13 protein-coding genes are annotated in these 18,602 nt (G+C 56.7%); 10 read left to right on the top strand and 3 right to left on the bottom strand.

Annotated elements, in window-relative coordinates:
• Positions 1-153 precede the first annotated feature (153 nt).
• The 5 genes from ACHZBS_RS14955 (at position 154) to ACHZBS_RS14935 (ending at position 6,789) form a co-directional block, all read left to right on the top strand.
• On the top strand, positions 154-2,196 hold the full coding sequence (locus ACHZBS_RS14955; protein ID WP_319407321.1) for a urocanate hydratase: 2,043 nt from the start codon (positions 154-156) through the stop codon (positions 2,194-2,196).
• On the top strand, positions 2,193-3,746 hold the full coding sequence (hutH, locus tag ACHZBS_RS14950; protein WP_319407320.1) for a histidine ammonia-lyase: 1,554 nt from the start codon (positions 2,193-2,195) through the stop codon (positions 3,744-3,746). The genes ACHZBS_RS14955 and hutH overlap by 4 nt, the downstream gene beginning before the upstream one ends.
• Before the next feature lie 83 nt (positions 3,747-3,829).
• Positions 3,830-4,240 carry a DUF2177 family protein gene (locus tag ACHZBS_RS14945; RefSeq protein WP_319407319.1) on the top strand — a complete coding sequence of 137 codons (411 nt, stop codon included), beginning with the start codon at positions 3,830-3,832 and terminating at the stop codon, positions 4,238-4,240.
• A gap of 227 nt (positions 4,241-4,467) precedes the next feature.
• Positions 4,468-5,577 carry a CsgG/HfaB family protein gene (locus ACHZBS_RS14940; RefSeq protein ID WP_319407318.1) on the top strand — a complete coding sequence of 370 codons (1,110 nt, stop codon included), beginning with the start codon at positions 4,468-4,470 and terminating at the stop codon, positions 5,575-5,577.
• Between the two features lie 90 nt (positions 5,578-5,667).
• A complete protein-coding gene (locus tag ACHZBS_RS14935; RefSeq protein WP_319407317.1) occupies positions 5,668-6,789 on the top strand; it encodes a hypothetical protein in 1,122 nt (373 codons plus the stop codon).
• Between the two features lie 45 nt (positions 6,790-6,834).
• On the opposite strand, the gene ACHZBS_RS14930 is transcribed toward ACHZBS_RS14935, so the two are convergent.
• The 3 genes from ACHZBS_RS14930 to ACHZBS_RS14920 form a co-directional block, all read right to left on the bottom strand.
• Positions 6,835-7,290 (bottom strand): CsgG/HfaB family protein, encoded by a 456-nt coding sequence (locus ACHZBS_RS14930; RefSeq protein WP_394707992.1) that lies wholly within the window; start codon positions 7,288-7,290, stop codon positions 6,835-6,837.
• A 67-nt stretch (positions 7,291-7,357) separates the two neighbouring features.
• On the bottom strand, positions 7,358-9,301 hold the full coding sequence (locus tag ACHZBS_RS14925) for a redoxin domain-containing protein (RefSeq protein ID WP_319407315.1): 1,944 nt from the start codon (positions 9,299-9,301) through the stop codon (positions 7,358-7,360).
• A gap of 120 nt (positions 9,302-9,421) precedes the next feature.
• Positions 9,422-10,378 carry a serine protease gene (locus tag ACHZBS_RS14920; RefSeq protein ID WP_319407314.1) on the bottom strand — a complete coding sequence of 319 codons (957 nt, stop codon included), beginning with the start codon at positions 10,376-10,378 and terminating at the stop codon, positions 9,422-9,424.
• Positions 10,379-11,023: 645 nt separating this feature from the next.
• Here ACHZBS_RS14920 and ACHZBS_RS14915 point away from each other — a divergent pair.
• The 5 genes from ACHZBS_RS14915 (at position 11,024) to ACHZBS_RS14895 (ending at position 18,512) form a co-directional block, all read left to right on the top strand.
• Entirely contained in the window at positions 11,024-13,096 is a 2,073-nt protein-coding gene (locus tag ACHZBS_RS14915; RefSeq protein WP_319407313.1) for an FHA domain-containing protein, read from the top strand.
• A 291-nt stretch (positions 13,097-13,387) separates the two neighbouring features.
• Complete coding sequence (locus tag ACHZBS_RS14910) at positions 13,388-15,184, top strand: type II CAAX prenyl endopeptidase Rce1 family protein (RefSeq protein ID WP_319407312.1); 1,797 nt, start codon at positions 13,388-13,390, stop codon at positions 15,182-15,184.
• Positions 15,185-15,396: 212 nt separating this feature from the next.
• Positions 15,397-17,568 (top strand): penicillin acylase family protein, encoded by a 2,172-nt coding sequence (locus ACHZBS_RS14905; RefSeq protein WP_319407311.1) that lies wholly within the window; start codon positions 15,397-15,399, stop codon positions 17,566-17,568.
• Positions 17,569-17,649: 81 nt separating this feature from the next.
• Positions 17,650-18,150: a shikimate kinase gene (locus ACHZBS_RS14900; protein ID WP_319407310.1), complete on the top strand. Its 501-nt coding sequence runs from the start codon at positions 17,650-17,652 to the stop codon at positions 18,148-18,150.
• A 167-nt stretch (positions 18,151-18,317) separates the two neighbouring features.
• The gene (locus ACHZBS_RS14895; RefSeq protein ID WP_319407309.1) at positions 18,318-18,512 is read left to right on the top strand and encodes a hypothetical protein; all 195 of its coding nucleotides are present in this window, start codon (positions 18,318-18,320) and stop codon (positions 18,510-18,512) included.
• Positions 18,513-18,602: the final 90 nt, after the last annotated feature.

The raw sequence follows: 18,602 nt of genomic DNA, 5'->3' as shown, positions 1-18,602 counted from the left end.
CAGTTCAATTCAATACCTCTGATTTTAACCGTTTATCCCATTATTGAAGTGGATTGTCCACATTTTTTCTTGACAGGAGCGTCCCTTCCTTTTATGGCTCATAGCATAAATGTATATACAAGTTGACTGGCTATAATAAATGAGGATGATGCCATGCTGACCAATATCGATGTCTCCCGAGCGATGAAAATTCATCTGGACGGTCCATTGCCCCGGATGCCGGCTTTCCATCCCGATGTCCGCCGTGCCCCGGATCGGGGTTTCCGGCTAAGCCCCAGCCAGACCGCGGTGGCATTGAAAAACGCCCTGCGCTATGTGCCCGAAAAGTATCACGCCGCCTTGATTCCCGAATTTCTTGAAGAGTTGAAAACCCGGGGGCGCATCTATGGCTACCGCTTTCGTCCCCATGGGGAGATCCGGGCCCTGCCCATCGACCAATATCAGGGAAACTGCCTGGCCGGCCGGGCCTTTCAGCTGATGATGGACAACAACCTGGATGTCGACGTGGCCCTTTACCCATACGAATTGGTCACCTACGGCGAAACCGGCAGCGTCTGTCAGAACTGGATGCAGTTCCGGCTCATAAAAAAATATCTTCAGGCGCTCACCGACGACCAGACCCTCGTGGTCCAGTCCGGCCACCCCCTGGGACTGTTTCGCTCCGGCCAGAACACCCCCCGCACCATCATCACCAACGGCCTGATGGTGGGTCTTTTTGACAACCCGGACGATTGGGAGATCGCCGCCCAGATGGGGGTTTCCTCTTATGGTCAGATGACCGCCGGCGGTTGGATGTACATCGGCCCCCAGGGTATCGTCCACGGGACTTACAACACCTTGCTGGGAGCCGGCCGCAAAATATGCGGCGTCCCGGCCGACGGAAACCTGGCCGGCCTGCTTTTCGTTTCCTCGGGACTGGGAGGCATGAGCGGCGCCCAGCCCAAGGCCGCCGAGATTGCCGGAACCGTATCCGTCATCGCCGAAGTAGACGGTTCACGCATAGACACCCGCCACCGCCAGGGGTGGGTGAACATGGTATCAGACGACCTTGCCGAAATTTTTAAAGCGGCCCTTGCGGCCAGGGACGAAAAACGCCCCCTCTCCATTGCCTACCATGGCAACGTGGTGGATCTGCTGCAATATATGGTTGAAAAAAATATTCCTGTGGACCTGCTTTCGGATCAAACCTCCTGCCATGTGGTTTACGACGGCGGCTATTGCCCCCAGGGTATCAGCTTCGAGGAGCGCACCCGACTTCTCTCCGAAGATCGCCAAACGTTCCGCCGGCAGGTGGATGCCAGCCTGAAAACGCACATCGCCCTGATCCGGACACTTGTCCAAAAAGGCGCATATTTCTTCGACTACGGCAACGCCTTTTTGAAAGCCGTCTTCGACGCCGGGGTCACGGATGTGGCCCGCAACGGCCATGACGCGAAGAATGGTTTCGTCTTCCCTTCCTATTTCGAGGATATCATGGGGCCTATCTTCGACTACGGCTACGGACCCTTCCGCTGGGTGTGCCTCAGCGGCGATCCGCGGGACCTGGAGAAAACCGATCGGGCGGCCATGGCCTGCATCGATCCCGACCGTCGCCCCGAGGATCGCGACAACTACATGTGGATCCGCGATGCCGGCAGGAACCGGTTGGTGGTGGGCAGCCAGGCGAGGATCCTTTACCAGGATGCACAGGGACGTATGCGCATCGCCCTGGCCTTCAACGCCATGGTGAGAAATAAGGAAGTAGGCCCCATCATGTTGGGCCGGGACCACCACGACCCTGGCGGTACCGATTCGCCGTTTCGGGAGACCGCCAACATCACCGACGGCAGCAACGTGACCGCAGACATGGCCACCCACTGCTTTGCCGGAAACGCCGCCCGGGGCATGTCCCTGGTGGCGCTGCACAACGGCGGGGGCACCGGCATCGGCAAAGCCATCAACGGCGGCTTCGGCCTGGTTCTCGATGGCAGCCGGGGGGTGGACGGGATTATCCGGTCGGCCATGAACTGGGATGTCATGGGCGGGGTGGCCCGGCGCAACTGGGCTAGAAACCCCAACGCTATCAGTGTGGCCGCTGCCTACAACCTGCAAAATGACAATGGGGATCAAATCACGCTCCCCTTTCTGGCCGACGACGATGCGGTGGAGACAGCAGTGAATAGGTTGTTTTCAAAAACAAGTGGAAAACATCAATGACCCTGAAAACCTTGCTTCTGGATAAAGATAGAATAACGATTGACGACCTGGTGACGGTGGCCCGATCAGCCCGCAAAGTGGGTGTGTCCGCTGCGGGAGAAGGTCGGGTGGCCAGGACCAGCGCCCTGATTGAGCGATGGGTGAAGGAAAAACGCGTCATCTACGGCATCACCACCGGGTTCGGGGCTTTGTGCAATGTCATTATTTCCGAGAACGACACACGGCGGCTTCAAGAAAATATTCTCATGAGTCATGCCGCCGGCGTAGGCAACCCGCTGCCCGAGGCCGTGGTCCGGGCCATCATGGCCCTTCGGGTTCATGACCTGTGTCTGGGCTATTCCGGCTGCCGCATGGAGACCATTCGATATCTGCTCGCTTTTCTCAATCATGGCGTGACGCCGGTGGTTCCGGAAAAGGGCTCGGTGGGGGCCAGCGGTGATCTGGCGCCCACGGCCCACCTGGGCCTGGTGCTCATCGGCAAAGGCGAGGCCTTTTATCAGGGGAACCGCATTTCCGGCACAGCGGCACTGGACCATATCGGACTGGCCCCGCTGGCTCTTGCCGCTGGGGAGGGGCTGGCCCTGATCAACGGCACCCAGGTGATGACCGCCATCGGCGCCCTGGTGGTCAACGACGCGGTGCGCCTGTCCAAGATGGCGGACATCGCCTGCGCCATGACCCTGGAAGTGCTCATGGGGTCCAACAGCGAGTTTGACCCGCGCATCCACCAGGTTCGCCCGCATCCGGGACAGCTGGTTACCGCGGAGAACATGCTCCGCCTGACCGAGGCCAGCGAGATCATCACTTCTCACGAAGGCTGTGCCCGGGTCCAGGACGCCTACACCCTGCGCTGCGCACCCCAGATCCACGGAGCCAGCAAGGATGCCGTGGCCCACGCCCGCCGGGTTATCGACATTGAAATCAATTCCACCACCACCAACCCTCTGATTTTCCCGGACACCGAAGAGGTGCGGCTGGGCGGAAATTTCCACGGACAGCCCGTAGCGATGGCCGCCGACTATCTCTCCATGGGACTGGCGGAACTGGGCAGCGTTTCCGAACGTCGCATCGAACGGCTGGTCAACCCGCAGCTCAGCGAACTGCCCGCCTTTCTGATCAAACAGGGAGGGATCAACTCGGGCTTCATGATCGGCCAGTATGCCGCCGCCGCCCTGGTGTCGGAAAACAAGGTGCTGGCCCACCCGGCCTGCGTAGACTCCATACCTACCTCCGCCAATAAAGAAGACCATGTAAGTATGGGCACCATCGCCATCCGCCAGAGCCGTGAAATTCTCACCAACGTGGAAAGCGTCATCGCCATCGAACTGCTCTGTGCAGCCCAGGCCTATGATCTGCTTACCGAAAAACAAAAGTTGATAGCCGGAAAAGGCACCCGTGAGGCCTACCGGGTGATCCGGCGGCATGTGCCCTACATGGCTGAAGATCGCGAGCTGTATAAGGATATGGAAACCATGTTAAACGTACTGCGATCCGGCGAAATTCTCGATGCGGTGGAAGCGGCGGTGGGACGGATCAAGGTGGTTGGATAAGAAATAGGCGTCAGCATTGATCAACCATACGCAAACGGAACATGACCTCGAGCGGCATGCCGGCCATCCCCCCGGAGGTATTCATGAATGCAATCTTTTACATCAAGCTCTATCTCCTCACCATCCCCGTCTTTTTTCTTATCGATATGCTATGGCTGGGCTGGCTGGGCCGTGGATTCTACCAAAAACAAATCGGTTTCATACTTAGCGACCAGGTCAACTGGACGGCGGCCATCGCGTTTTATCTGATATACATTGTCGGCATTCTGGTGGTGGCGGTGGTGCCGGCCCTGGCCCACGGATCCATGCGGCGAGCCATCGTGTGGGGTGCCTTGTTCGGCTTTTTCACTTATGCCACCTATGACCTGACCAACATGGCCACCATTAAGGGATGGCCTCTGGCCATGGTGACCGTGGATATCTTGTGGGGCACCCTTTTATGCACCCTCGTGGCCGCCGGCAGTTTTTATGCGGGGCGCTGGCTTATAGGATGAACGCACTGAATCTACCTGAAACTTGCGTCAAACCCCTTCCTGTTTTTCTCCAATCGGCAATTCCGTTGACAGCCTCTGTGCCGACAGGCTATATGAATGCGAATTGTCTTTGTCCCACCCTTCGTATCGTAACAACACCCATGGTCATGCGGATAGAAATCCCAGGCGATATCATCCGGGTCCGTGGCTAAGATCCGGTTTTCAAAAACCATATAGGAGTAGTTGAGATGAGAAATCAACGGTTGCGCATGCTCATGGGCGGGTTGCTGGTGTTCTTTCTGGCGGTTCCTTCGGCATGGGCAGGCCAAGTGGTTACCGAAAGGGAAAAAACCTGGGCTCGGCAGGCACTGGCGCAGGAGGCGGCGCTGGATGCCGCCCAAATGCCGGACAACACCCTCTCCGTGCTCTATTTTTCCAACTCCACGGGACAGCCCGCACTGGACACCCTGAGCAAGGGACTGGCCTTCATGCTCATGACCGACCTGTCGACAATCAAAGGCCTGACGCTGGTGGAACGGGTGAAATTGCAGGCCTTGGTCGAGGAGATGGGTCTGGGTGCATCCGGTCTGGTCGACCCGGGATCGGCTCCCCGGGTGGGCCGTCTACTGGGGGCCCGGTTTCTGGTGAGCGGCAACCTGTCCGGTGCTGCCGGGAATGGGTATTCGGGCGGTGCGTTGGATGAAGGCGCCATCTCCCGCGCCCTGGAAACCCGGATCCGCATCGATCCGGGCCTGCTGGATGTGCCGGCCGCACAAGGTTTAGACCTGCCAGCCGCAGAGGGACTGGTCAGCGTGCTTTTCCAGATCGAAAAGGATCTTCTTTATTCCATCGTCGAACAACTGAAAATTTCCCTGAGCGAGAAAGAAAAATCGGCCCTGCGTGTTCCCCTGACCACCAACGGCCGGGCCCTCTTCTATTTTTTCATCGGGCTGGATTACAGTGACCGGGGGATGTATGACCGGGCCGGCAGTTATTACGACAAAGCCAGCCAGGCCGATCCGGGCCTGAAACCGGCATCGGACGCCCTGAAGGAGCTTCGGCAACTGGGCCTGTATGGAGCGCCTAAAAAGCCCATGTCCCTGCTAAAGTCCGTGCGCGACCGGACGTCGCTGAGCAACAGCCTGGCTCCGGCCGATGCGGTCAAACGAGTAAGGACACCCGCGGATGTCCAACAAAGACAACAGCGCAATTTAATCGATAACGACGGCGATGGTTGGCCCGTCTCTCTAGACTGCAACGACAACGATCCCACCATTAACCCAGGTGCAATTGAGGACTGCACTCCCGTGGATAGAAACTGTAACGGTGACCCCTACGACGCTCCTGATGGGTGTTGAAATCCATATTGTATGCTTTCGATGCCTTGCAGTAGTTTTACCTGCAAAAGACAGCAAATGGAAAAAATCAATGGTGAAAGGACAGCTTTCATGAAACCCTTCAGATGGCTATTGTTAACGGTGCTGATTTTGATTGCTGGCGGCGTGGCCCCGGCCATGGAAATCAGCGTGCAGACCGGCGTCAACACCAACTGGTGGGACAGCGACACCAATGACCGGGGCAGCCAGACCTATGTGCCGGTGACCATCGATGCCGCCCAGGGGGATTTTTCCGTGCGCGTGCTCTCCGCCTTTGTCAGCACCCGCATCGACCCCTCGGATGCGTCGAAAAACAGCATGACCACGGCCGTCGACACCAAGCTGAATGCCTCCTACGCCGTGGTGGGGAAATGGCCGGTGGACATCCTGTTCGGCCTCGACTTCAACCTGCCCACCGGCCGGACCCATTTGGACAGCGAAGAACAGCGCATGCTGCTGGATCCCGATCTGGTGACCATCTCCCGATACGGGGAGGGGTTCAACGTCAACCCCACCATCACCATGGCCAAACAGGGTGACCGATGGGGTGTCGGGGTCGGAGTCGGCTATCTGTGGCGGGGAGAATACGACTTCAGTGAAACTGCCATGGATTTCGATCCGGGGGAGATCTTCAACATTACCGCGGAAGGCCTTTACGCGTTTACCGATGCCTGGCAGGGACGAATTTTTGGAGAAATGGCCTGGTATGGCACCGATGAACTGGGCGTTCAGGACTACTATCGGGAGGGGGATTTCATTTTAGCGGGCATCGGCGTGGATTATTCTCAAACGCGGTGGGAAGCCGCGCTCAGCACCCAGAGCATTTTCCGTGGAAAAAGCGAGTTCCCGGCGGACAACCTGCAGTTGGCCACCGAAGACCGAGCCGGGTACGGCGACGAGTACCTGGCCGATCTGACGGTACGATTCCTGATGAACCCGGAAACCACCCTCAGCTCTCGACTGTACTACCTGATGGTGTTGAAAAACGACTACGACGAGAACGATCCGTCCTTTATCGACGAAAAACAGAAAATATCACTGGGTCTATCGCTGCTGCGCCAGTTTTCCCCCCAGTTCTCCGGACGCATCGGCCTGGAAGGCTACCTGCTGGACCAGGGACGCAACTGGTACCATGACGACGACCGGACCTACCGCGGTATGGTGGTGGATGTGTCGGTGACCAAGGCCTTCTGACAAAAAAAGTAGAAAGGCCCAGGGGAAATTCCAAACCCTCACCGGTCACTCTTTTGACAACAGGTCCCGTGCCGCCGCTTCGGCACCCTGGAACCATGCGGAAAGGTTCCCGGCGGAAACGGTCCTGCTGGAGGCCTTGCGCACCCGTCCCGATTCCACTTCCACCAGCCGCAGATCCAGCCGCATTTGGGATGCCGCCACCTGATAGGCGCCAAACACCATCAGCCGGGCACCCACCAACCGCCCGATGCGCAGGCCGGTAGCCTCATCGGCCAGACTACTGGACCCCAGGTTGAGTTCCTGCAGGATGGCCAGGAGCCGCTCCCGCTCCACCAGGGAATAGGTGCCCGTCGCCTCGACAGTATCCATTACACGGGCTGTGAGCATTTCCGCCAGATCCGCCGGGGCGGTTCCCGGCAAGCTGAGATCCTCCAGCGTCCAAACCGCCAGCGCCGGCGGACCGGTCGGACCGGAAACCGGCACGGTAGCGCATCCGGCCATTGTCACCCCCAGCAGAAAAACAAGATTCCATCTCCAAACCATCCTGCCGAAAGACTTCCTTGTTCCCTTACATCGGAGAAACATTTTCCCTGACCTTGTCATCCGCTTTCAATTCCCGCTCTTCTTTGAGGATTCGGGCATGGCACAGATCGGTCTCCACGCTGATCACTTCCAACTGGCCCACGACCTTGGGCAGCCCTTGCAGCTTACGCCCCTTGTACGCGATGGGTGGGGTCTCTTCGACCACATCCAGCCGGGTACCTTGAATCATGCCCTGGCCGGCGCCTAAATTGATCAGAGCCTGATCCCCGGAAACCTGAACCACATATCCCTGAAGGGGATAACCCGCGACGATGGCGGCCAGTATCTCACGGTTCAGACGAAGCAATTCTTTGTTCCATCCGGATTCAGGACCCAGCTGGCGGGTGAGGGTCTTGGCGATGGCCGAGGTTTCCGTGTCGACCAACCGTAGGTTCACCAAGGTGTCTGCGGGCAGGGTAAACAGGGTTCCGGTACCCATAATCCGTGCAGCCATGACACGGCCCAGCCGAAGTGCGGTCTCCGGATCGGCCAGATCCGAAGATCCTAAGTTGAGTTCCGACAACAGGCGGTCCAGGACCACCCGATCCACCACCTTCACCCGGCCAGAGGCGTTCAGGTGATCAGCCAACTGGGTGGTAAGAATGGTGGACATGCCGTCCCGGTCACCCAGTCCGCCCTTCTCCTGAAAATCGATAAAAGCAAACACGAGGGGGCGGGAGGTCCACGGGTCCGCGTCAGCGGGCTTGTTTTTCTGCTGGTTCCGGTAGCGTTCGGCCAGATCCTTGATCAGTCCATCGATCTGTTTGCGTTTAGCGGCGTCTTTTTGCAGCTCGATCATCTCCTGGGCCTTTTTAGCCAGCAAGGCCGCAAAGGCATCCGTCGTGTCAATGCCGGATGCTTGGCGGTAGGCGGCCAGGGCCTGGTCCCACTTCCCTTCACGCTGGTAGGACATGCCTTTGTTGGAAGTGGCTTCAACGAAATAGGGATCCACCGTCACCGCCTGGTCGTACAACTCACGGGCCTTTTCGTGCTTGCCCACGCTGGCGTAAAACCGACCATACTTGTTCAGGGCGACGGCCTGCTGGTAGGGTGAGGATTCCGGTTGGTCGACGGCCGTTTTCAGTTCGGTTTCGGCCGCCTCTTTCTTGTTCTGGCGATAGAGCACATTGGCCTTTACCACATGGGCGAATCCCCGTTTTGGGGCTTTGCGGGTCACCTGGTCGGCCATGGCCAGGGCTTTATCGTCCTCCCCCTTCTCGGCGTACACCGCGCTCAATCCTTCCTGGCCCAGCACCGCTTCTGTTCCGGGGCCGGTGGCCACCTCCTCAAAAATAGTTTCGGCCGCCTTCAAATTTCCCGATTTCATCTCCGCGTAACCTTTAACCGCCCTTGCTTCCATGTTGTCCGGGTTTTTGGCGATTACCGCATCGCTGATCGCTTTGGCCATGAGGGGTTCTTTGCGGCTCAGGGTCCGCTCGGCCAATCGGACCAGAAGGATTTCCGTAGTTTTCCCCCCCCCCTGGAACACATCCAGCACCTTGTGGTCCGGGCCCGTAACACAAACGGTGGGCAGAATCGCCCGGGCGCCATATTGATCGCTCACGGCACCGGGATCAAGCAGCACGGGAAAGGCCGGCGCCGCCTGCTTGATATAACGGGCCACGGCATCGGTGGGACTCATGGTAATAGCCCACACCACCAGGTTGTTATCGGAAAAGCGTTTTTTGAGACTGTCCAGGTAGGCAAGCCCCTCCTGGCTCGGCCGAGATGCCGCATCGAAAAAGTAGAGCACCGCCATCTGATGGTCCGCTAAGGCGGAAAGCACATGGGGGACGCCGTTGGCATCGTTCAGCGTAAAATCGGGTCCCGGCTTGCCGACGGCCGGCAGATCGCCGGCCAAGGTGATCGTTGACCAGAAAATGGCGATGATCAGTCCGGTCACCCGCAACAGGGTGGTCGTATACCGCATAAGTTTCCTCCCATTCGTGGGGTTAAGCAGGGTGTTGAAGTCCTATTGCAACTGGATGTACGGCGTTAACAAACGATTTTCAACCCCCGGTTTGGATTCCAATGTCATAACTCCGATGTGTCATTCGTTTCCACTGAGCAAAAAAGCAATGATGGTTTCCAGCGGCGTTAAAAAACCCACCGTTGAGGTTCCCCGGTAACGTCCTTTGACCATGGCCACCAACTGACCCCGGGCATCGAACACCGGGCTGCCGCTGCTTCCGGGATAGATGTCCATTTCCACCTGCCACAAGGGTTGATCGTTGACCAGCCGGGGCGGCCCGTTGATGGTGCCGGGCGCCAGCGTACCCCGCAGGTTGTTGGGGCATCCAATGGAAAACACGCTTTCTCCCATGCCCAGAAGGTTCCGGCCGGAGGAAAGGGACACGAACGCCCGGGTGCCTGCCGAATATTCAACCAACGCCAGATCCTTGCGAAGATCCAACCGGACGATGGTTCCGGGAACGCTGACCCCATCGTAAAAGGTCACCGTGACCCGCTGATGATCGGCCAGATCGTGGGCGGTGCATAGCACCAGACCATCCGGATCGACCACGAATCCCGAAAACTGCACCTCCCTCTTTTTAGACCGGGCACGGATGCAGACTACCGTTTCGATTCGATCAAGCACCACCGTGGGAACGGTCTGTTGGAGACGTTCTGCCGGCGGTGGGCGACGCGTTACGGTTCCAAGCAACTCTCCGTTTACATGCTCCAACAGCCGTCGGCAGGCTTGGCTTGAAGGGGCAGCGCCTTCATGGATCACCGTAGCCACCGACGCCAGAGCCGAGTGGGGCCTGACGGTGATATCCCATTCATCCTGCCAGTTCCACGCCGTCAGATGAACGGTGCCGGGACTCGGAAAATCCCTCCGTACCGAATATCCCTGATCACTGAACCAGCCGGAGATGATTTCCACCACTTCACTGGCCGGGGCTGGGAACTGACTTTCCGGATCCGGGCACAAGGCGCTACCATATGCACCATTGACCCCTGCCAGCAGAACTGCCAGGTGCCATGCAATGATCAGACGGCTCATAATTTTCCAGTGGTTGCCATGTTCCCGGTCTCCGGTACGCTTTCAGGTGTTGCGGGTATCGGTTGTTTCGGGCAGGATCTAACAAGGTGTTGAAAAAAGTCACGAGCGCAGGCCAGACAAGTCAAAATTCGGTGAAAAAGCGCAGTTTATGGGTGATAAATGAGCATTTTGAACCGAATTTTAGCGCCGTATGGCCAAGCGCAACAGTTATTCAAAACAGCCGGCTAAGCGCGCATCGGGGCGAACAGATTAACCATAGACCAGCCCGGTAAAGACCGACAGACCCATTCCTATCCGCAATTATTGAAATAATCAAATAAAAAGAGATGTTTTTGAGAAAACAAGTGGCCATTGGCCTGGACGATTGCCAACAACGGTTGGCGTAGCCACCTTCAAACGGTTCTTCTCAAGTAGTGTGAAACCAACAGGAGTCATTCAACGTTTCCAGGAGATTCCGGTGCGGTAACTGCTCATCTACCCGCCCTTTACCCTATTCTCTCCTCTTTAACTTTTCCCCCGAGTATACGACCGCCGGACCGTCTATATGATTGAATCACAACATTGCCGGATCTAGCGATGTTCATACCCCGGGAGATTAATCGGTACGGAATTGACATTCTCTCTCCTTTTGGCTATCTGAGGTAGGTGATATCCGGCGGTCATTTCCCGGATGCCCATGCCGTCGAACCGCTGCCGGTCAGCCGTTCGGCTGGCGAGGCATCCAGCCCTTCCCACGTGGCCGCGATCATCGATACCGAATCAACCCAACGACAGTATAAACCGGCGGACCGGTTTCTCATGGACCGGCACCCAGGAAGGGCAATTATGGGGTCTTTCAACAAGGTTCAGCTTTCAATTCTTCGTTGTTTGATAGTCCTGCTGACAGCGGTCATCGCGGTTTCAGGCAGGCCCCTGGGGGATGATGCCTACGCTGCACCAGCAGGCGATAGCACGGTGGAGGTGGTGTTTGTCATCGACAACTCCGGCAGCATGCGCAAAAACGATCCCCGATTGTTAACGCCGAAGACCGTTCGTACGTTTCTGGGCCAGCTGCCGGATACCACCCGCGCGGCGATGGTGCTTTTCGATGAGCGGGCCCGCTTGCTCCAGCCCCTGACGGACCTGTCTGATCCGGCTTCAAGGGAACGGCTTATCAACAGCCTGGACAAGGTGGATTATCGGGGGAAATTCACCAACAGTGCCGCCGGTATCGAGCGGGCCGTCTATGAACTCAAAACCGGAGGAAGAACCGAAACCCGTAAAAGCATCATCTTTCTGACCGACGGCATCGTCGATACGGGTGACCGTCAAAAAGACATCGAGTTGACCCAGTGGCTGAAGACTGATCTCGCCGCCGAATGCAGTATTTCCGGCATTCGCATTCTGGGTATCGCCTTTACCGAAAACGCCGATTTTCCTCTCATCCAGGCGCTGGCATCACGTACCGGAGGCTCTTATTTCCGGGCCACACATGCCGCGGACATCGCCGACGTGCTGGACCGGATTCGGGCTCTGCTGTCCCCACCGCTGCCTGAAACGACGGCAGTGGTAAAGGTTGAAACCCTTCCGCCTGAAATGAATGACGGCCAGGCAACAACCGAGCTCCCAACATCCAAGGGACCCATCGCTGCTTCGCTAAAAGAACCTATTCCGGCCCAGGATGCGTCGCGAAGCTTCTGGCGATTCTACTTACCTCTGATTTTCATCATTTTTGTTCTCATGGGCCTGGTGGCCATGCTGGTGTCTAAGCTCTTCAACCTGCCCGCTTGGCTGGGAGGCCGTAAGAGCATTCCATTTACCATTCCGGGTGCGAATATGCCACAACCTCCGGAGTGGGAACTGCAGGACATCAACGGCAGCAGCGGAGGCTTCCGCCGGTTTGACAAGGCACGGGTAACGGTCGGTCGGGATGAAAAGAATGACCTGATGTTTCCCTCGGCCACGGTATCCAACCTGCATGCCATCATCGAATACCGGGAGGGGGCCTTTTTCCTTGAAGACCAGCGCAGCACCAACGGTACACGTCTCAACGACCACCAGGTGCCGGCCAACAAGCCCGTCCGCCTGAAGAGCGGCGACCGGATCAGTTTTGCCAACCTGGCATTCAAGTTCGTGCGCCTGGACCAGATTATCAGCGGAGATACGGTGATGCTTGAAATCACCGCCTTCGGTGCGGCACCGGAGCAATCGGGCGAGGGACTTTTCGATTCCGGAGAATCTGAGAAAAGCATGCGCCGATGCCTGGACAGGCATGTGGACCAGATTCGATTGTTGGGAGAAAAATATAAAGCCTTTGCCGACACCTTTTTCCCCGACGAGATGTGCGGCGCCATCGCCATTCAAGCTCGCGAAAACATGGAACAGACCCGGACCGACCAGAACCAGCACTGCTCTCCACTGATCAAAAGCAACGCCTTTTATGTGATCTGCACCCTGCCGGTGGCCGCCTCAGGGGCCGTTGACTGGTTCGGCAATCAGCACGGAGGGTTCACCCAGTTTATCTTCAAATGGATTAAATCGGACGGCTACGATGTAACGGCCTGTGATCAGTTCTGTGTGATCACCTTCGGAATGGATCAGCAGGCATGGGTCAGCATGACCGTGGTGCCCACCCATGACGAACCGGATCCGGTGGAGATCATGTCCGTCAATTTCCTTTCAGATGCGGAAAAAATTGAGTTGGGATTGGAATTCGACGATCATGGACGGGTGCTTTAAAACCGATCGCGTTCAAGGCAATGATGCTTAAATCCCCGATAAAATTATTGGAGAAAAGCCCCTTGGCCTCTTAAAGCCTCGGATCCTTCAACCCGTTGGTATCCACCAACCGGTTGAACAACTTAAATTAATTCAATATTACAAAAAGATAGATCCTTTCGAAAAGGAATGGTCGCCGTGGCGGCAAACCATTAACCTGTTGACCCTCCCCGCGGTGATTGTTATGGATAGATAGCATGAGCTTCATTTGTATCAGTTGGCTTCCTACTTAGCTCAGGATAATTTCCGGACATGGAAGATATCGATCACTCGCCCTTTGTGCTGGAAAACGCGCCCCTCAAGCAGGATGTCACCGGAAACGGTTTTCCTGATCGCTATGCGATTAAAGAGGTGGGAACGGATCGAGCTTTGACCTGCCTCGAAACCCCCAACCTTCAGGTCTTCATCAAAGCCGGCCTGACCGTCACCGCCTCCGCTGCACGCAAAGCCCCTCCGGGAACCATATTTCTGGACGGTGTCGCCCAGGCAGAACCCTTTTTGGATCACGAAAAAAAAGTCTACAATTTAGACCACCACGAAGGGTGTGTCCGGACATTCACCCTGGCGACCTGCGAGCAGGCCCTGATCATGTGCGTGAAAGGGCTGGACCTGCGGGACCGGGAATGGAAGATTTTCGCCAACGAGCCGGACCTCGACACTATTCTGTCCATCTGGCTGATTCTCAATCATCAGCGGATCAACAACCGGGAGGCGATCCACCGACGCTCCCTTTTCGCACTGGTCAGGCTGGAGGGGATTATCGATGCCCTGGGTCTGGAACTGCGAGAACTCAGCGGCCTGCCGATGGATCTGCTCCAGAAACTGATGCGGGTCATCGATCGACTGCGTACTGAAGAGCTGGAACTGAAGAAAGCCGGCGAGTGGACCAAGACCGATTTCCTCGAGTATACCGTCCGCGTGCTGCGAAAGTTAGATCAGTTTCTGATCAAATTGGGGGAACTGGATGATTTCAAGGGGGTCGAGGAACTGGCTCGAATCGAGCTGACCAACAATCGCATTGCCGTCGTGGTGGCATCGGATCTCGGCATCTACGAGTTGGAACCCCACCTGGCCAAGCTCTACGGCAACCGATTGGGATGGGTGGCCCTCCGCAGGGGCGAAAACGACTACACCCTGAGGCAGATGGACCTGTTCATGCCGGTCAATCTGGAGGATGTATATCAGCGCTTAAACTTCATGGACCCGGCAGTCAAGGGTCGAATGAATGTCAGCCGCTGGGGTGGATCCGGAGATATCGGCGGCTCACCCAGGGATCGCGGCACCCGGCTTTTACCCGGAGAGATTGTTTCGGCCTGCCGCGATGTCATTGAAAAACGCAGCGACATCCGCCATGTGAAACGGTTTTTAACCAGCGCCGCATTTTCAATGCTCATCGTTATCGCCGCCATTGCCACCGGTCAGAACTGGGAGCCGGCCCGGTGGCTGGGTCGGAAAGCACTCGGCGAGGTCGCTCGGAGTCCGATTCTCGGGTTCCACACCGCACTCCTGGTTTTTACCCTCATCATGCTCGGCGTCGTGGCGCTGCGTCGGCCGTGGCAGTTTGGCATTATGCTGCCCGCCGGAAGAGACTGGTGGCGCCTTCTTCCCGTGGCCGTCATCTGCGGATTTACCGGAGACGTGTGGGTTCCCGGCCAAATGTTTTTTGCCGCCGACCCCGTGGCAGCCTGGACGATTGCCCTGGTCCTGATTCCCCTTTCCCTGGAACTGTTGTTCAGAGGCCTAATACACGGCATGATGGCTCAGCTGGCCAGCATTCAGGACTGTGAAAGCCGGTGGTTCTTCTCCGGACCCACCATTGGATCGGCCTTGTTGTATGCAGTCACCATCGGTTTTCAAATGACCATGATGTCAGACACTCCCATGGCAATTCTGACCAACGGCATCCTGATTAAACATATAGCTGTCGCTGCCATATTCGGCATGGCTGCCGGCATGATCAGGGAGCGGTCGCACAGCATCCTGCCGGCATGGCTGTTTAACGCAGCTGCCGTGGCAACGTCGATTATTGCCTTTGGACCGGGTGGATAGTAACTGAAGACTGGACGCCACCCTTCCGCAATCAGGGGCGGATGCGGTTTTTTCCGGTTTGCGCACCTCAACAAATGTCCTTTCCAAATGTTTACCCATCAGCAATGGCTTCAGGCGATTTGACAGTCCGTGTCCGATCTGCACATGCATGACCGATCTGAAAGATTCTGCCGGCAAGCCGTTATACCGTGTTTTTAACAGGAGTCGACACGATGAAATTGAAAAAGGCGCCCGTTGACCTTGAAGGCGATGACGGGAAAATCCATATTCTGAGAAACGACCACGGCATCCCGGAAATCACCGCGAGAACATCCGCCGATCTGATGCGGGGATTAGGGTGGATCCACGCCAACGACCGCCAGCTGCAGACTCTGCTCACGCGCATTCTCCTCCAGGGTCGTGCCGCCGAACTGCTCAAGGCCGATGACGGTCTCATCGCGATAGACACCTATATGAGACGAATGAATTTTCTCCCGGACCCGGAAGAGCAGATCGCCCGGATGGGACCAGACACCCGCAAGCCCCTGGATGCCTATGTGAGTGGATTCAACGACTGGATGGAAGATAACGGGGCGGTATTTGAATTCAAACTGATGGGATATCGGCACCCGGAACCCTACGCGGTGACCGATTGTCTGCGACTGGCCAAGGTATTCGGATTTTTAGGCTTGGCCGACATCCAGGCCAATATGGAAAAATTTCTGGTGGAGATGATCCAGAAAGGGCTGCCGGAAGAGAAATTGAGGGAACTGTTCCCCTATCTCACCGACCCCATTGACACGGCCTTGATCGACCAGGTTACGCTCTCGCCCTCCCTGGTGCCGGCGGCGGTCGAGTGGCTCAACCGTCTCCCGCGCTTCAACGCCTCCAACAACTGGGCCGTTGCCGGCCGCCACACCCGTTCCGGCTTTCCAATCCTGTGCGGGGATCCCCACCTGGAGGTCAACCGCCTGCCCAATGTCTGGCAGGAGGTCATCCTGCGGCGGCCCCGAACCACCCTGATGGGTGTCACTATTCCCGGTGTCCCCGGACTGATCATCGGCCGAAGCAACCACCTGGCATGGAGCGCCACTTACGCCTATATGGACATGCTGGATTACCGCATCGAACGCTGCCGGAGCGGCAACTATTTTCGAAAAGACGGGTGGAAGCCTTTTACGGTTCGTGAGGAAGAGATCAAGGTGAAAAACAAGCCTTCCATCCGAATCCAGATCCATGAGAATGAATACGGACTGCTGGAAGGTGACCCCCATACGGAAGGCCACTATCTGGTGCTGGGATGGTCGGGTGCCCAAGGATGCGGGGCAGAGGTTTTTGACACCCTGATTAAGATGATGGACACGCAGACGGTGGAAATGGCCATGGCACTGTATCGTCAGGTGGAGGCCGTGGCCATGAACTGGGTCTTTGCCGATGTCCGGGGAAACATCGGCTATCAGATGAGCGGCCGCCATTTCAAACGGCCTGAAGGAATCAGTGGATTGCTTCCCCACGCGGGATGGAATGAACAATTTGATCCCAGTGGGTTTAACGGTCCCGGGGACTTGCCCAATGTACTCAATCCCCCCGAAGGCATCATCGCCACGGCCAACCAGGACCTAAATTATCTGGGACGTTCCAATCCCATTAACCTGGCCATGGGTCCTTACCGGGCGGACCGCATCGTTCAATTGCTGGAAACCGGCAGTGAACTCGATGCGGCATACATGAAGGACATGCACTACGACCTTTATTCCCTGCAGGCGGAAAGGCTGATGGAAGTCATCGGCCCGCTGCTGCCGGATACGGACAACGGCCGCATTCTGAAAGCGTGGGATTTGCGGTATAACGCCGACTCAACAGGAGCCATGCTCTTCGAGTCCGTTTACCGGGCCATTATTGACGTGGTGTTTGGCGACCACGGGTTCGGAACCGATGTGGTGAACCATATTTTCTCGGAAACCAGCCTCTTCAACGATTATTACGCCAACCTGGACCGGATTCTGGAAAAACAATCATCGGCATGGTTCGACGGACAAACCAGAGAACAGCTGTTTAAGCAGGGTATCGACGCTGGCTTGGGTGTCGAACCGGCTGCATACGGAAAAACCCGATCGATCACCCTGGCCCACCTGATGTTCGGCGGCCAGTTGCCGAAATTTCTGGGATTCGATTACGGCCCGCTGACCCTTCCCGGGTGTCGGGCCACCATCCCTCAGGGACAAATTTTTAAGAATGCCGGGCGACTGACGACTTTCAGCCCCGGCTACCGCTTTATCGCCGATCTCGCCACCGATGAGATCCATACCAATCTGGCCGGTGGTCCCTCGGATAGACGCTTTTCCAAATGGTATATCAGTGATCTGAAAAACTGGTATGAAGGAAATTACAAAGTATTGCGATGAGTTCATCGGAACCTCTCCGCGGCCGGCAGGCGAGAAGTTTCAACGGATCCGACTGGAAAATCCTTGAATGATGGGCGGTCAATGGAGAAAAAACAGAACCTGATCCTCATCGGCATGCCCGGGGCGGGCAAAAGCACCATCGGCGTACTCCTGGCCAAGCGTCTGGGCGTATCCTTTTTAGATACGGATATCCTGATGCAGACGGGCGAGGGTTGCTTTCTTCAAGAGACCATTGCCAAACACGGGATAAACGGATTCCGCCGCATCGAGGAAAGCTATCTGCTCTCCGTAGTGTCGGACTGCGGGGTTGTAGCCACCGGCGGCAGCGCCGTTTACAGTGAGAAGGCCATGGCCCACCTCCGTTCATTGGGGCCGGCAGTCTATCTCAAGATCGGCCTGGAGGCGCTTAAAGAAAGACTGGGCAACCTGGACGAGCGGGGCGTGCTGAGAATGCCCGGGCAGACCCTCGACAGGCTATATGTGGAGCGTCGTGCCCTCTATGAACACTTCGCCGATATCACCGTCTCCACCGCCGGTGTGACACCGGACCAGGTAGTGGCGAGTGTCCTGCAGCAGCTTTAGAAGGCAATAGCGATCAGGGATGAGCTGGAAAAGTAGCCGATGAATTTTCCTCCGTGAATAAAAACCTGCGTTAACGTTTTTCGCCAACAACCGATACCGACAAAGGACTTGACATAAAAAGCAAAGACGCCAGCCAAAAACTTATTTTCACCTTGTTTGGTATTTCAATGGTCCTCGCACTCCTGCTGTTGACCGGGGCCACGCCGTTTATCTACAGGACCGCCCAGATCGGCAGATATCGGCTAACCGCGATAGTCAGGGGCAATTTCCCGGACCTCTTCGTGATCGATACGGCGACCGGCGCAGTGAAGTGGATCGGTAATGATGAAGGCAAGCCATTTGAGTTGATCAAAGGCCGGTAGCATGGACTATCCAATGGGTCGGGTTATAAATTGATCCTCCCTGCTGTTGATTTTTTCCAGGATATGGGCGAAAACCAGGCTGTGCTTGTT

Origin of the sequence: uncultured Desulfosarcina sp. (assembly GCF_963664155.2) — a bacterium.
GTDB lineage: Bacteria > Desulfobacterota > Desulfobacteria > Desulfobacterales > Desulfosarcinaceae > Desulfosarcina.
The sequence above is the reverse complement of the archived record's forward strand: the minus strand, read 5'-3'. Positions and strand labels throughout refer to the sequence as shown.

Excerpts from the sequence above, each read along its gene's own strand:
- ACHZBS_RS14955 (WP_319407321.1), top strand. The coding sequence starts at position 154 with ATGCTGACCAATATCGATGTCTCCCGAGCGATGAAAATTCATCTGGAC.
- hutH (WP_319407320.1), top strand. The coding sequence starts at position 2,193 with ATGACCCTGAAAACCTTGCTTCTGGATAAAGATAGAATAACGATTGAC.
- ACHZBS_RS14945 (WP_319407319.1), top strand. The coding sequence starts at position 3,830 with ATGAATGCAATCTTTTACATCAAGCTCTATCTCCTCACCATCCCCGTC.
- ACHZBS_RS14940 (WP_319407318.1), top strand. The coding sequence starts at position 4,468 with ATGAGAAATCAACGGTTGCGCATGCTCATGGGCGGGTTGCTGGTGTTC.
- ACHZBS_RS14935 (WP_319407317.1), top strand. The coding sequence starts at position 5,668 with ATGAAACCCTTCAGATGGCTATTGTTAACGGTGCTGATTTTGATTGCT.
- ACHZBS_RS14930 (WP_394707992.1), bottom strand. The coding sequence starts at position 7,290 with ATGGCCGGATGCGCTACCGTGCCGGTTTCCGGTCCGACCGGTCCGCCG.
- ACHZBS_RS14925 (WP_319407315.1), bottom strand. The coding sequence starts at position 9,301 with ATGCGGTATACGACCACCCTGTTGCGGGTGACCGGACTGATCATCGCC.
- ACHZBS_RS14920 (WP_319407314.1), bottom strand. The coding sequence starts at position 10,378 with ATGAGCCGTCTGATCATTGCATGGCACCTGGCAGTTCTGCTGGCAGGG.
- ACHZBS_RS14910 (WP_319407312.1), top strand. The coding sequence starts at position 13,388 with ATGGAAGATATCGATCACTCGCCCTTTGTGCTGGAAAACGCGCCCCTC.
- ACHZBS_RS14905 (WP_319407311.1), top strand. The coding sequence starts at position 15,397 with ATGAAATTGAAAAAGGCGCCCGTTGACCTTGAAGGCGATGACGGGAAA.
- ACHZBS_RS14900 (WP_319407310.1), top strand. The coding sequence starts at position 17,650 with ATGGAGAAAAAACAGAACCTGATCCTCATCGGCATGCCCGGGGCGGGC.
- ACHZBS_RS14895 (WP_319407309.1), top strand. The coding sequence starts at position 18,318 with ATGGTCCTCGCACTCCTGCTGTTGACCGGGGCCACGCCGTTTATCTAC.